The organism is Micromonospora sp. NBC_00617 (assembly GCF_045161355.1).
Lineage (GTDB): Bacteria > Actinomycetota > Actinomycetes > Mycobacteriales > Micromonosporaceae > Micromonospora.
The window spans coordinates 4,257,775-4,270,888 of record NZ_CP107751.1; the positions used below are offsets into that span (position 1 = coordinate 4,257,775).

The 13,114-nt window shown below is 72.8% G+C and carries 13 protein-coding genes; 1 reads left to right on the plus strand and 12 read right to left on the minus strand.

Annotated features, from left to right (window positions below; genetic code table 11):
* Positions 1 to 32 precede the first annotated feature (32 nt).
* The gene (locus OG505_RS19465; RefSeq protein ID WP_405426319.1) at positions 33 to 962 is read right to left on the minus strand and encodes a bifunctional riboflavin kinase/FAD synthetase; all 930 of its coding nucleotides are present in this window, start codon (positions 960 to 962) and stop codon (positions 33 to 35) included.
* A 105-nt stretch (positions 963 to 1,067) separates the two neighbouring features.
* The gene (gene truB / locus OG505_RS19470) at positions 1,068 to 1,952 is read right to left on the minus strand and encodes a tRNA pseudouridine(55) synthase TruB (RefSeq protein ID WP_405426321.1); all 885 of its coding nucleotides are present in this window, start codon (positions 1,950 to 1,952) and stop codon (positions 1,068 to 1,070) included.
* Between the two features lie 180 nt (positions 1,953 to 2,132).
* Between truB and OG505_RS19475 the strand changes: the two genes are divergently transcribed.
* On the plus strand, positions 2,133 to 3,149 hold the full coding sequence (locus OG505_RS19475; protein WP_405426323.1) for a hypothetical protein: 1,017 nt from the start codon (positions 2,133 to 2,135) through the stop codon (positions 3,147 to 3,149).
* Between the two features lie 15 nt (positions 3,150 to 3,164).
* Here the strand turns inward: OG505_RS19475 and OG505_RS19480 are convergent, their stop codons facing one another.
* The 10 genes from OG505_RS19480 to rimP form a co-directional block, all read right to left on the minus strand.
* Positions 3,165 to 4,487 carry an MATE family efflux transporter gene (locus OG505_RS19480; RefSeq protein WP_405426325.1) on the minus strand — a complete coding sequence of 441 codons (1,323 nt, stop codon included), beginning with the start codon at positions 4,485 to 4,487 and terminating at the stop codon, positions 3,165 to 3,167.
* Between the two features lie 450 nt (positions 4,488 to 4,937).
* Positions 4,938 to 5,147: a DUF6186 family protein gene (locus tag OG505_RS19485; RefSeq protein WP_405434603.1), complete on the minus strand. Its 210-nt coding sequence runs from the start codon at positions 5,145 to 5,147 to the stop codon at positions 4,938 to 4,940.
* Positions 5,147 to 5,554 (minus strand): hypothetical protein, encoded by a 408-nt coding sequence (locus OG505_RS19490; protein ID WP_405426327.1) that lies wholly within the window; start codon positions 5,552 to 5,554, stop codon positions 5,147 to 5,149. The genes OG505_RS19485 and OG505_RS19490 overlap by 1 nt, the downstream gene beginning before the upstream one ends.
* Positions 5,555 to 5,681: 127 nt before the next feature.
* A complete protein-coding gene (locus OG505_RS19495) occupies positions 5,682 to 6,740 on the minus strand; it encodes a bifunctional oligoribonuclease/PAP phosphatase NrnA (protein ID WP_405426329.1) in 1,059 nt (352 codons plus the stop codon).
* A complete protein-coding gene (gene rbfA, locus OG505_RS19500; RefSeq protein ID WP_405426331.1) occupies positions 6,737 to 7,234 on the minus strand; it encodes a 30S ribosome-binding factor RbfA in 498 nt (165 codons plus the stop codon). The genes OG505_RS19495 and rbfA overlap by 4 nt, the downstream gene beginning before the upstream one ends.
* Before the next feature lie 126 nt (positions 7,235 to 7,360).
* Positions 7,361 to 7,657, minus strand: coding sequence for a DUF503 domain-containing protein (locus OG505_RS19505; RefSeq protein WP_234588255.1), 297 nt, complete (start codon positions 7,655 to 7,657; stop codon positions 7,361 to 7,363).
* Between the two features lie 90 nt (positions 7,658 to 7,747).
* Positions 7,748 to 10,762 carry a translation initiation factor IF-2 gene (gene infB, locus OG505_RS19510; RefSeq protein WP_405426332.1) on the minus strand — a complete coding sequence of 1,005 codons (3,015 nt, stop codon included), beginning with the start codon at positions 10,760 to 10,762 and terminating at the stop codon, positions 7,748 to 7,750.
* A 93-nt stretch (positions 10,763 to 10,855) separates the two neighbouring features.
* On the minus strand, positions 10,856 to 11,188 hold the full coding sequence (locus OG505_RS19515; RefSeq protein ID WP_266251254.1) for a YlxR family protein: 333 nt from the start codon (positions 11,186 to 11,188) through the stop codon (positions 10,856 to 10,858).
* A 25-nt stretch (positions 11,189 to 11,213) separates the two neighbouring features.
* Positions 11,214 to 12,248, minus strand: coding sequence for a transcription termination factor NusA (gene nusA, locus OG505_RS19520; protein WP_405426335.1), 1,035 nt, complete (start codon positions 12,246 to 12,248; stop codon positions 11,214 to 11,216).
* A complete protein-coding gene (rimP, locus tag OG505_RS19525; RefSeq protein ID WP_405426337.1) occupies positions 12,245 to 12,961 on the minus strand; it encodes a ribosome maturation factor RimP in 717 nt (238 codons plus the stop codon). The genes nusA and rimP overlap by 4 nt, the downstream gene beginning before the upstream one ends.
* Positions 12,962 to 13,114 lie beyond the last annotated feature (153 nt).

Sequence of the window (13,114 nt, forward strand, 5' to 3'; positions counted from 1 at the left end):
CCGGCCAAGGGCCTGCGCGGCCCGGTGGATGATCAGCTCAGAGCGCTCCGGGTGCGTACGACGTCCTGTTCGATCTGGGCGATCAACGGCTCGATCGAGTCGTACCGGACCTGCCCGCGCAGGTGCGCCACGAAGTCCAGGGCCAGCCGCTCGCCGTAGAGGTCACCGTCGAAGTCCAGCGCGTACGCCTCCACCCGCCGCTCCCGACCGGAGAAGGTCGGGTTGGTGCCGACCGACACCGCGGACATCAGCGGCTCGGACTGACCGCGACGGATCAGGCGGGCGGCGTACACCCCGTCGGCGGGCACCGCCGCGTACCGGTGGCAGAGCAGGTTCGCGGTGGGGAACCCCAGCACCCGGCCGCGCTGGTCGCCGCGGACCACCACGCCCTCCACCCGGTGCGGGCGGCCCAGCGCGGCCGCCGCGGCGCCCACGTCGCCGGCGTCGACGCAGGAGCGGATGTACGTGGAGGAGAAGACCGTGCCGTCCTCGGCGACCAGCGGGCCGCCCTCCACGCCGAAGCCGAAGGTCTTCCCCAACCGTTCCAGCAGCGCCACGTCGCCCGCGGCGCGGTGCCCGAAGCGGAAGTTGCCGCCGACCACCACCAGCGCCGCGTGCAGGTGCTCGACCAGGATGTCGTGCACGAACTGCTCGGGCGGCAGCCGGGAGAACTCCGGGGTGAACGGCACCACGCAGAGCACGTCCACGCCAAGTGCCTCGATCAGTTCCGCCTTGCGGGCCGGCTCGGTGAGCACGGCCGGGTGCGAGCCGGGGCGGACCACCTCGGCCGGGTGCGGATCGAACGTGACCACCACCGACTGCACGCCCAACTCCCGGGCCCGGGCCACGGCGTGCGCGATGGTCGCCTGGTGCCCCCTGTGCACGCCATCGAAGACGCCGATGGTGACGACCGAGCGTCCCCAGCCGCCGGGCGCCGCGTCGTACCCCCGCCACCGCTGCATGCCGTTCCTTCCTGCAAGGAAGGGCCCCTTCTTAACGCCTCGTACATAGGAAGGGTCCCTTGTTAACACTGGCCAGGCGGCTCCGCGCCAGCCCGCTCCCCGCCGTCAGGCCGGGGCGAGCACGATCTCCGCGCGGGCCCGCCCGTCCCGCTCGCTGACGATAGCGATCAGCCCGCCGGTCGGTCCGAACACGGCGTACGGCCCGGCGATGCCGGCCGGGTCCAGCGGACCGCCGTGGCCGAGCACCTTCGCCTCGTCGGGTGTCGCTTCCCGGCGGGGGAAGAACCGGTCTGCCGCCGCGTCCAGCGGCAGGTTGACCACGGCCGGGGCGCGCTGCTCCAGCTCGTCGAGCGTGGCCGCCTCGGTGAGGGTGAAGCCACCCACCGCGGTCCGGCGCAACGCGGTCAGGTGCCCACCGACGCCGAGCGCCAGGCCCGCGTCCCGGGCGATGGCCCGGATGTACGTCCCCGAGGAGCAGGTGACGTCCACGTCCACGTCCACCACGTCCGGCTCGGTGCGGCGGATCGCCAGCACCTCCAGCCGGGCGATGGTGACCCGCCGCGCCGGCAGCTCGACGCTCTCGCCGTCGCGCACCCGCTTGTACGCCCGCTGGCCGTCGATCTTGATGGCGCTGACCGCGCTCGGCACCTGGTCGACCTCGCCGGTCAGGGCCGTCAGCGCGGCGCGGATGGCCTCGTCGGTGACGTGACCGGCCGGGGTGCTGGCGATCACGTCACCCTCGGCGTCGTCGGTGACGGTGGCCTGGCCGAGCCGGATCGTGCCGGTGTAGCTCTTGCCCGCGCCGATCACGTAGGTCAGCAGTCGGGTGGCCCGTCCCACACCGATCACCAGGACACCGGTGGCCATCGGGTCGAGGGTGCCGCCGTGCCCGACGCGGCGGGTCTTCGCCAGCCGGCGGATCCGCGCCACCACGTCGTGCGACGTCATGCCGCCGGGCTTGTCGACCACGATCAGACCATCGGTGCTCACGTCGTCCAAGCCTGCCAGACAGCCTCTCGACGACCGGAGTCGCCCGGCGCCCTCCGGCCCGCCGCCGCCACGGCGGCGCCCTGGTGCCGGCTGATGCTGGGCGCGCGCCGAACGGGGCAGCACCGCCGTCGTCCGGATGCGAAGATCACTCGCCCGTTCCCGCCGAACCAGGACGACACGATGACCAGCGAAGACCCCGCCAGCGCGCCGAACACCACCGACCGGTACGCGGTCGCCAGCGAGACCGACGACATCCGGGTGCCGGACTGGATGCGGGGGCCGGCGACCGAAACCCCAGTGACCGGCGCGGATCGGCTGCGGCTGGGCTGGGAGCAGCACGCAGGCAAGCTGCTCGGCGGCGTCGGTGGGCTGGTCGCCCTGGCGCTGCTGGCCGTGCTGGCCTGGAGCGGGTACAGCACCGTGCAGCGGATCCACGACGGGGAGCCGCTGCTGGGTCGGGACTTCTCGACGGCGCCGCCAAGGCCGGTGGACGAGAACGGCAACAGCCTCGGCCCGTACGTCGGCACGCCGGCGGAGACGTTCGCCGTGGGGGCGGCGGCCATCACGCTCCCGACGGCCAAGGCTGCCGCGCCGTTCACCGCCAAGCAGGTCGGTGACGCGTTGGCGAAGGTCAAGGGGGCGTTGATCCAGAGCCGGCTCGACCCGTCCATGCTCTTCGGCGATCCGGATGGGTTCCTCGCCCTGCTGGCTCCGGACGCCCGCGCCGACCTGCGCACGGACTTCACGCAGGGGACGAGCCTGAACTACGCCACCCGGGTCGACAGCGCCGCCAACCCGATGCTCGACGTCGCCGACGGCATCCGGGCCAGCGGCACCGTGGAGTACCGGTCGACGACCGACAGCGACGGGATCCGGGTGCTGGCGATCACCACCCGGTTCATCTGGGTCTACTCCTTCGACCTGCCCCGCCCCCAGGCGTACGCCCCGGGTGCCGAACTCGTCACCCTCCGGGACCAGGTCGTCTGGCACCTGCCACACCCCGACGACGTGCGGGCGGGCTCGGCCGGGCTCTGGGTGGACAGCGCCGACGTGACGGTGCTCAACGCGACCTGCGCGGCGATCCGCAGGGGCCGGATCGACCTGGAGACCGCGCCCGAGGTGGGCCTGCCGAACACCGCGCCGACCGGAGACGTCTACGACCCGGGGTGGCGTCCCGGCGACGGCGAGGACTGCTGAGCCGGGGGCGGGCCGTCAGCGGATCGCGCCGACCACGGCCCAGGCGCCGCTGCGCAGGCGCAGCAGCAGCGCGACCAGCCGGATCGCCACGAAGAGGGTGAGCCCGGCCCAGATGCCGCCCAGCCCCAGGTCGAGCCCGTACGCCAGCCAGATGGCCGGCAGGAAACCGCCGAGCGCCGCCACGATGGTGAGGTTGCGCAGGTAGCGCACGTCGCCCGCGCCGATCAGCACGCCGTCGAGCGCGAACACCACCCCGGCCAGGGGCTGCATGGCGACGAACCACGGCCAGGCCACCATGGCCTGCTCGCGTACCTGCTCGTCGGAGCTGAACCAGGACGGCACGACGCCGGCGCCGGCGGCGATCAGCAGCGCGAAGGCGATGCCGCAGACGCCGCCGAGCAGGCCGATCCGGCGGGCCAGCGCGCGGGCGTCCGCCGCGTCGCCGGCGCCGAGCGCGGCGCCGACCAGGGACTGCGCGGCGATGGCGAGGGCGTCGAGCACCAGCGCCGTGAAGAACCAGAGTTGCAGGGCGATCTGGTGCGCGCCGACGGCGGCGGCGCCGAAGCGGGCCGCCACGGCCGTCGCGGAGAGGAAGCTGGCCTGGAACGCCACGCCCCGGATCAGCAGGTCCCGGCTGAGCACGAGTTGCTGGCGGATCACCCGGGGTCGGGGCCGCAGCGACACCCGTTCGGCGACCAGCGCCGCGGCGAAGAGCCCACCGGCGATCGTCTGGGCGACCACGTTGGCGACCGCCGAACCGGCCAGGCCCAGGCCGGCGGGGTAGACCAGCAGCGGGCAGAGCAGCGCGGAGAGCAGGTTGGGGCCGAGCACGAAGAACAACGGCCGCCGGGTGTCCTGCACACCGCGCAGCCAGCCGTTGCCGGCGGCGGCGAGCAGCAGGCCGGGGGCGCCGAGCGCCGCGATCCGCAGCCACCCAGCGGCGGCGTCGGCGACGTCGCCGGCACCTCCGGCGAGGGTACGCGCCAGCGCGCCCCCGCCGATCTGCATGCCGATCGCGACCAGCAGCCCGACGCCGAACGCGAGCCACGACGACTGGACTCCCTCGGCCACGGCCGCCGCCCGGTCGCCGGCGCCGAAGCGGCGGGCCGACCGCCCGGTGGTGCCGTACGCGACGACGGTGCCGAGCCAGGCGGTGAGCGTCATCACCGTGCCGCCGACGGCGAGCGCCGCGAGGGGCACCCGACCGAGGTGACCGACGACGGCCGTGTCGACGAGCACGTAGAGCGGCTCGGCGGCGAGGACGACGAGGGCTGGCAACGCGAGGCCGGCGATGCGGCGCGGCGAGGCGGATCGGTCGGTGGTGGCAGGGTGGCTCATCGCCGCCGATCCTGGCACGACGACGGTAAGGATCGCAATCCCGCCGAGGGCTTACTCCATCGGAGGCGTCACCGCCCGGCGGACTGGCTCACTGGCGGGTGTCCATCGACGTCTGCAGCGCGCGGCGGGCCTGCTCGCGGGCGTCGTCGGTGGTGGTCTCGGGCTTGGGCTTGTTCGGCATGGTGGCGCTCCTTCCAGGGTGCGAGCCACCGGCGCGCGGCAGCCCTCACGGGCGGTCGTGCTGAGCGCCCCACGGCGGTCCGGGGTTACCGGAGCAGCCGACTGGGCAGCGTGAGCCCGGGTCGGTCCGACCCTGGAGGGAGGCAGCGCGAGGTGTGGCACCACCGCCCACGACCTGCATCACCACGTGATGCCGGCCGCCTCCCAAGTTATCGTTCAGGTCCACATGCTGCTCTCGGTTCCCGCCATTTGGACGGCCGGCCACCCGGTTCAGCGGGCCAGGAAGTGCCAGCCCAGCCACCACCAGAACCCGAACAGACCGATCCTGCCCACCGGCACCGACCCGACCTCGTAGCGCATCACGTACGCGCAGACCTCGCCCAGGGTCGGTATGCGGGATCCCTCCCGCCGGGCCAGCCACTCGACCCCGACGAACAGGGCGAACGCGGTGAGGAAACCGCCGATCGCGAGCGCCCGCATCATCGCCGCACCAACCCCCAGAACGCGGCCAGCCAGGCGAACCAGGCAGCCGAGCGGGTCAGATGATCCTCCAGCAAGGGGTCGGCCAACCGGGAGAAGGTGGGGAAGTCGTCGCCCACGGCCAACACGAAGGTCGCACCCTCGAAGACCCCGAAGACCATCACCGGCAGTGCCCACCAGGCCGCTTTCGGGCCCAGCCGACGCGGCGCCGGCCGTCGGGGCACCCGGTTGCTCAGACCGAGCCAGATCAACACGCCGCCGGTGCCGAGCGTGTAGAGATTCGCCTCGGTGGAGAACGACGCGAATCGGCCACCGACGAGGGACAGGCAGAGGAGAACCGGAACGGAGACGGCGGGCCGGTCCCAGGCTCGGGGGGCCTCCACGGTGAGGTCGTGCGGCTGCTCCATCCCGCAATTCTTCCCGTTCTCACCAAGCGCGGGAAGACCAACACTCCCCGGACCTGACCCTGAACTTCCCGCCCCGGGCGGGACCGTGGACGGGCACGCTCAGCTGCGCCGGACGGCCCGGGAGCGGTCAGGCGTGGCCGGTGATCAGTGCCCCGGTCAGCTCGCCGCGGATCGCCTCGATGACGTGCTCGGCGGTCCCCCGGCCGGTGAACCCGGCCGCGAACGTGTGGCCACCCCCGCCCAGCGCCACTGCCACGCGACTGACGTTCACCGCGCCCTTGCTCCGCATCGACACGGCCCACTCGTCGGCGGCGGTCTGCTTCAGCACGCAGCTCACGTCCGCCTCGGCGGTGCAGCGCACCGAGTCGATCAGCGCCTCCAGGACGTACGGCCGCTGGTCGTGGCGGGCCAGGTCGTCGAGGGTGGCGAAGGTCCACACCAGCCCCCGGCCGTCGGCGGCGGCCGGCTCCAGCCGAGCACGGCCGAGCACCTCCCCGAAGAGGCGGACCGCACCGAAAGGTCGGGTGTCGAACACCCGCCGGGAGATGTCCCCGGGCGAGATGCCGGTGGACAGCAGCCGGGCGGCAAGCTGGTGCACCGCCGGAGTGGTCGCCTCGAACCGGAACGAGCCGGTGTCCGTGGTCAGCGCCACGTACAGGCACTCGGCGATGGCCCGATCCAGCGCTACGCCCAGTCGCGCCAACAGCTGCTCGGCCACCACCGACGTGGCGGCGGCCCGCGGGTCGACCAGGTTGACGGTGCCGAAGCCCGGGTTCGAGGCGTGGTGGTCGAGCACCAGGACGGCAGGAGCCGTCGACAGCCGACCGGCCAGCTCACCGAGGCGCGACTCGCTGGCCGCGTCGAAGCAGATGACCAAATCCGGAGCCGGGTCCGCGACGTCGGCCGGGACCAGCAGCTCCAAGCCGGGCAGCCCCCGGAACGGCTCGGGCACCTCCGGCGGCCCGGGAAAAGTCGCCTGCAACCGGTGTACGCCGAACTGGCGCAGGCCCAGACCGAAGCCGAGCATGCTGCCCAGCGCGTCCCCGTCCGGGTTGACATGGCAGATCAACAGCACCCGGCTGGTCGGCCCGACGGCGCGGATCAGCGCCTCGGCCGCGGCCCAGTCCGCATCGGCCGGGCCGGTGTCGACCGGTGCGACGAGTTGGGCACCGGCGGCGGCCGTCACCGCGCTGCCCCACCCCGGGGGTTCTCCGTGACGTCGGCGGCCACGTCAGCTTCGTCGGTCGCGTCGTCGGTCTCGTCGTCGTCGACCCGATAGGGCTGCGCCTCGCCCGCGTACTCCGCCCGGGCGGCCAGCCGCTGCACCTCCGCGTCGGCGTTGCGGGCGGCGGCGAGCAGATCGTCGATGTGCTTGACCTGGTCCTGCACGTCGTCCAGGACGAAGGTGAGCGTCGGCGAGTGCCGCAGCCCGAGCGCCTTGCCGACCGTGCTGCGCAGCAGCCCCTTGGCGCTCTCCAGAGCCGCCGCGGTGTCCGCCTGGGCCACCGCGTCACCGAGCACCGTGTAGAAGACCGTCGCCTCGCGCAGATCAGCGGTGATCCGGGCATCGGTGATGGTGATCATGCCGAGCCGCGGGTCCTTGATCTGGCTCCGCACCACCGACGCGACCAGCTCACGCACCCGTTCCGCGTGCCGGCGTACCTTGGCCGGATCAGACATCTCGCCACCTCCACGGCGTCCTGCTCCCGGCCGACCCGGCGACCCGGGGTCGCCGGCCGACCGGCCAACATCTCGAACACTACCTTCGCGGCGGCGCCGGTCGCCCGGCACCGCCGGCACCCCGAGTCAGTCGTCGTCCACGCCGTACAGCCGACGCCGGACCGACAACAACTCGACCTCGGGGCGCGCGGCCACCAGGCGCTCGCAGGAGTCGAGCACCTCGCGGACGTGCGCCGCTTCGGCGGCGACCACCGCCACCGCTATCTCCGCTCGACCGTGCAGGTCGAGCGCACCCACCTCGGCGGCCGAGACCTCGAAGCGGCGCAGCGCCGCCACGATCGGCCGGACATATGATCTCTTGGCTTTGAGCGACCGGGAGTCGCCCGGCAGCAGCAGGTCGAAGACCGCGTTTCCGGTGAACATCGCCCCGGACGATACCGGCAACCCGCCCCGCATGATCAAGGGGTTTACGCCAGTCGGCGTAAACCCCTTGATCAGCGTGTCACTGCCGGATCAGGCGCGAGCCTTCTCCCGCATCTCGAAGGTCTCGATGACGTCGCCGACCTGGACGTTGTTGTAACCACCCAGGGTCAGACCACACTCGAAGCCCTCGCGGACCTCCGTGGCGTCGTCCTTGAACCGCTTGAGCGAGGTGATCGTGAGGTTGTCCGCCACGACCGCCCCGTCCCGCAGCAGGCGCGCCTTCGCGTTGCGCCGGATGATGCCCGACCGGACGATACAACCGGAGATGTTGCCGATCTTGGACGAGCGGAAGACGTCGCGGATCTCCGCGCTGCCCAGCTCGACCTCCTCGTACTCCGGCTTGAGCAGGCCCTTGAGCGCTGCCTCGATCTCCTCGATGGCCTGGTAGATGATCGTGTAGTACCGGATCTCCACGCCCTCGCGGTCGGCCATCTCACGGACCTTGTTCGAGGCCCGCACGTTGAAGCCGATGATCGTGACCGGCTCCGACGAGGCACTCGCGAGCATGACGTTGCTCTCGGTGATCGCGCCGACGCCCCGGTCGAGGACCTTGAGCTGGACCTCCTCGGGAATGTCGAGGTTGAACAGCGCATCCTCCAGAGCCTCCACCGAACCGGAGACATCACCCTTGAGGATGAGGTTGAGCGACGTCTTCTCGCCCTCCTTGAGCTGCTCCATGAGCGTCTCAAGAGTGGCCCGACCACGGGAGTTGGCGAAGGACGCCGCCCGCCGCCGTGCCTGCCGCTGCTCGGCGATCTGCCGCACCGTACGGTCGTCCGCCGCGGCGAGGAACGTGTCGCCCGCGCCGGGAGGCGCGGTCAGACCCAGCACCATGACCGGACGCGCCGGACCGGCCTCGGTGACCTGGTTGCCGTTCTCGTCGAGCATGGCGCGGACCCGGCCGTGCGCCCCACCGGCGACGATCGAGTCGCCCGCCCGCAGGGTGCCCTTCTGCACGAGCACCGTCGCCACCGCACCGCGACCCTTGTCCAGGTGCGCCTCGATGGCCACACCCTGCGCCGGCCCGTCGATCGGAGCGGTCAGCTCCAGCGACGCGTCGGCGGTCAGCAGGACAGCCTCGAGCAGCTCCTCGATGCCGATGCCCGGCTTGGCGGCCACGTTGACGAACATGGTGTCGCCGCCGTACTCCTCGGCGACCAGGCCGTACTCGGTCAGCTGCTGGCGGACCTTGTCCGGGTTGGCCTCCGGCTTGTCGACCTTGTTGACCGCGACCACGATCGGCACGTCGGCCGCCTTGGCGTGGTTCAACGCCTCGATGGTCTGCGGCATCACGCCGTCGTCGGCCGCGACCACCAGGATCACGACGTCCGTCACCTGGGCACCACGGGCACGCATGGCGGTGAACGCCTCGTGACCCGGGGTGTCGATGAAGGTCACGGCGCGGTCCTCGCCCTCGTGCGGGACGTGGACCTGGTAGGCACCGATGTGCTGGGTGATGCCACCGGCCTCGCCGGCCACGACGTTCGCCTTACGGATCGCGTCGAGCAGCTTGGTCTTACCGTGGTCGACGTGACCCATGACGGTCACGACCGGCGCACGACTGACCAGACGCTCCTCGGCCACCTCCGCGTCGAGGTCGATGTTGAACTGCGCGAGCAGCTCGCGGTCCTCGTCCTCCGGGCTGACGATCTGCACCTCGAAGCCGAGGTGCTCACCCAGCAGCTGCAGGGTGTCGTCAGAGCAGGACTGGGTCGCGGTGACCATCTCGCCCAGGTTGAACATCTCCTGGACCAGCGAACCCGGGTTGGCGTTGATCTTGTCGGCGAAGTCCGACAGCGAGGCGCCACGGGAGAGCCGGACGACCTGACCCTGACCCCGGGGAGCACCCGAGCTCATGGTCGGAGCCGACAGGTTGTCGAACTCCTGTCTGCGCTGCTTCTTGGACTTGCGGCCACGCGTCGGCCGGCCACCCGGACGCCCGAAGGCACCCGCGGCGCCGCCGCCACGGCCACGACCGCCCGCACCCGGACGACCGCCGCCACCGGCCGGACCACCGGGACGGAAACCGCCACCGGGAGCACCGCCACCGCCGCCGGGACCGCCACGGTAGCCACCGCCACCGCCGGCACCCGCGCCGCCACCGGGGCCGCCGCGGTAACCGCCGCCACCACCGGCGCCGCCGCCGGGACCACCACGGAAACCGCCGCCACCGCCACCGGGACGACCCGCGCCGCCACCGGGACGACCGGCGCCACCCGGGCCGGGACGACCGGCGGCCGGACGCTGACTCGGCATGGACGCCGGGCTGGGCCGCGGCGGCATGGAGTTCGGGCTCGGCCGCGGCGGCATACCCGCCGGGCTGTTGGGCCGGGGGCCACCCGCACCCGCGGCCGGCGGCCGCTGCTGCTGGCCACCCTGGATGCCGAACGGGTTGTTACCGGCGCCGCGCGCCGGCGGACGACCACCCGGTCGGGCACCGGGACCCGGCGCCGGCGTGCTCGGCCGAGCGGCCGGCGAACCGGGACGGGGCGGCATCGCGGCCGGACCCGGCCGCGGACCGGGACGGTTGCCCTCTGCCGGAGGCTCGCGGCGAACGGGGTTCTCCCGCTGCTGCTGGCGGGCGGCCTGCGCGGCCTTGACCGCGGCCTCCTGCTCAGCCTTCAGCGCGGCGGCACGCGCCTCCGCGGCCGCCACCTCGATGTCGTGGGCACTCGCCGGCTTGGCGACCGGGGCCGCCGACTGCGGCGCACCGGGCACCGGGCCCTTGGGCTTCGGACCGGGTGCCGGCGCGGCCGGCCGCCGAGGCGGCATCGGCTTCGCCGAGACCCGGGGGGCGCCCGGGGTCGGAGACGGCGTCGGGGTCGGCGTCGAAGCCGGCGTCGGCGCGGGCGCCGACGGGGCGGCCGGCGCCGGAGCACCGGAAGACGCGACGAATGCGTTACGCAGCCGTCGGGCGACGGGCGCCTCGACAGTGCTGGACGCGGACTTGACGAACTCGCCCATTTCCTTCAGCTTGGCGAGAACGGTCTTACTCTCGACCCCGAGCTCTTTTGCAAGCTCGTGTACGCGGGCCTTGCCTGCCACTGCACTCCTCACTCCGAGGTCGTGCGGGCAGCACCCGCAGCGACCTCACTCGTGCACTTGAAGCCTGGTCATTTCAGGGACTTCATCGTGTGCTCATGTCGGTCGTCCTACCCTGCTAGCGACCCTCGCCCGGTCGGGCTGACCGGACGTAGTGGTTGGCGCATCGACGTGCTCTGCCAGCACACCGTGGTCGAGGACCTCGGTGATGCGCAGCGCTCGCCCGAAGGCGCGGCGCCGCACCGCCAGCGCGAAGCAGGCCGGATCCGGGTGCATGTTCGCTCCCCGACCCGGCAGCCTGCGGCGCGGATCAGGCCGGAGGCTGTGACCAGCCTCGTCCCCGATCGCGACGACCCGCAGCAATTCGCTGGCCGGCGCACGTTGCCGGCAACCCACACAGGTGCGCTCCGGCTGCGCGCGTCGTACCACTGGAGGAAGTCTACCCCTAGCTGCCCTAGATCGCGCCGCCCGGCTCCGGCACGTGCTCGGCCGCCCCGCGCGCGGCGGGCGCGGTCTGCTCCGCGTCGGACCGGATGTCGATCCGCCAACCGGTCAACCGGGCAGCGAGTCGGGCATTCTGCCCCTCGCGGCCGATGGCGAGCGAGAGCTGGAAATCCGGGACGGTCACCCGGGCGGCCCGGCCGGCCAGATCCACCACCTCGACGCGCAGCGCCTTGGCCGGCGACAACGCGTTGCCGACGAAGGTGGCCGGGTCGTCCGACCAGTCGATGATGTCGATCTTCTCACCGTGCAGCTCGCTCATCACCGCGCGCACCCGCTGGCCCATCGGACCGATGCAGGCGCCCTTGGCGTTCACCCCGGGGGTGGTGGAGCGGACGGCGATCTTCGTACGGTGACCTGCCTCACGGGCGATCGCGCCGATCTCGACCGTGCCGTCGGCGATCTCCGGGACCTCCAGCGCGAACAGCTTCTTGACCAGGGCCGGGTGCGACCGGGACAGGGTGATCTGCGGTCCACGCATGCCCTTGGCCACGTGCACCACCACGCACCGGACCCGCTCGCCGTGGGCGTACCGCTCGCCGGGCACCTGCTCGGACTGCGGCAGCACGCCCTCCAGCTTGCCCAGGTCGACGCTGACGATGCCCTTCTCGGTACGGGTCTCGTGCGCCTGCACCACGCCGGTGATCAGATCACCCTCGCGGCCCACGTACTCGCCGAAGTGCACCTCGTCGGTGGCCTCCCGCAGACGCTGGAGGATCACCTGCTTGGCGGTCATCGCGGCGATCCGCCCGAAGTCGTGCGGCGTGTCGTCCCACTCGCGCACCAGGGAACCGTCGGCGTCCATCTCCTGCGCGTACACCAGGGCGGCGCCGGACTTGCGGTCGATCTCCACCCGGGCGTGCGGCTCGGCGCCGTCGGTGTGCCGGTAGGCGGTCAGCAACGCGGTCTCGATCGCCGCGAGAATCGTGTCGAACGGGATCTCCCGCTCGCGCTCGAGTGCGCGCAGCGCCGCGAGGTCGATGTTCACCTCTCCTCGTCCTCCACATCATCTTCGTCGTCGATGTCGTCTGAATCGTCGTTCTCGTCGTTCTCGTCCGCGTCGTCGAACTCGTCCGGCTCACCCAGCTCGGCGAGGCGGGTGAACTCGACCTGCACCCGGCCCGGGCCCAGCTGGGCGTACGCCCAACGGGTCTGGCCGTCGTCGGTCTCCAGCCGCACGCCCTCGTCGTCGGCCCCGACCACCCGGCCGGTCAGCTGGCGATCCCCGGAGGGCTGCTCGCCGCGCTGGCCGGGCAGCGCGACCGCGCCCCGGACGGTGACCTTGACCAGCCGGCCCACGTTGCGCCGCCAGTGCCGGGGCAGGGTGAGCGGCCGGTCCACACCCGGCGAGCTGACCTCGAGCTGGTATTCCCCGGCGAGAATGTCGCCGCCGGTCTCCTCGGCGGCGTCCAGGGCGGCCGAGACCGCGCGGGAGACGTCCGCGACGGCGTCCAGGTCGATGCCGCCGTCGGCGTCCACGATCACCCGCACCACGTGCCGGCGGCCGGCCCGGGAGACCGACAGGTCCTCCAGGTCGTAGCCCACGCCGTTGACCACCGGCTCGATCACGGTCCGCAACCGGGTACGCCGTGCCGCGAGATCACCGCCGCCGCGCGGGGCGGCGCCGTCGCGCGGACCGCGGGAGCCCGCGCCGTCGCGGGGTCGACCCGTCGACCTGGTGGCACGGCCACGCTGCGTCATCTGCGCACCCTTTCCCTGGTCGATGAGGACCCTCGTCCCGCCATGCCGGCACGCCACCGGAGCGGACGCGCCGGTGGCTGCGCAGAGCGTAACGCGCCTGCCGGGCGACAGACCGGGCGGCGCACCGACGGCGATGGCCCCCGGACCGGCGCC

Bases quoted from the DNA above. Each gene is read 5' to 3' on its own strand.
- OG505_RS19465 (WP_405426319.1), bottom strand. From the start codon at position 962: ATGCAGCGGTGGCGGGGGTACGACGCGGCGCCCGGCGGCTGGGGACGC.
- OG505_RS19475 (WP_405426323.1), top strand. From the start codon at position 2,133: ATGACCAGCGAAGACCCCGCCAGCGCGCCGAACACCACCGACCGGTAC.
- OG505_RS19480 (WP_405426325.1), bottom strand. From the start codon at position 4,487: ATGAGCCACCCTGCCACCACCGACCGATCCGCCTCGCCGCGCCGCATC.
- OG505_RS19485 (WP_405434603.1), bottom strand. From the start codon at position 5,147: ATGCGGGCGCTCGCGATCGGCGGTTTCCTCACCGCGTTCGCCCTGTTC.
- OG505_RS19490 (WP_405426327.1), bottom strand. From the start codon at position 5,554: ATGGAGCAGCCGCACGACCTCACCGTGGAGGCCCCCCGAGCCTGGGAC.
- rbfA (WP_405426331.1), bottom strand. From the start codon at position 7,234: ATGTCTGATCCGGCCAAGGTACGCCGGCACGCGGAACGGGTGCGTGAG.
- OG505_RS19505 (WP_234588255.1), bottom strand. From the start codon at position 7,657: ATGTTCACCGGAAACGCGGTCTTCGACCTGCTGCTGCCGGGCGACTCC.
- rimP (WP_405426337.1), bottom strand. From the start codon at position 12,961: ATGACGCAGCGTGGCCGTGCCACCAGGTCGACGGGTCGACCCCGCGAC.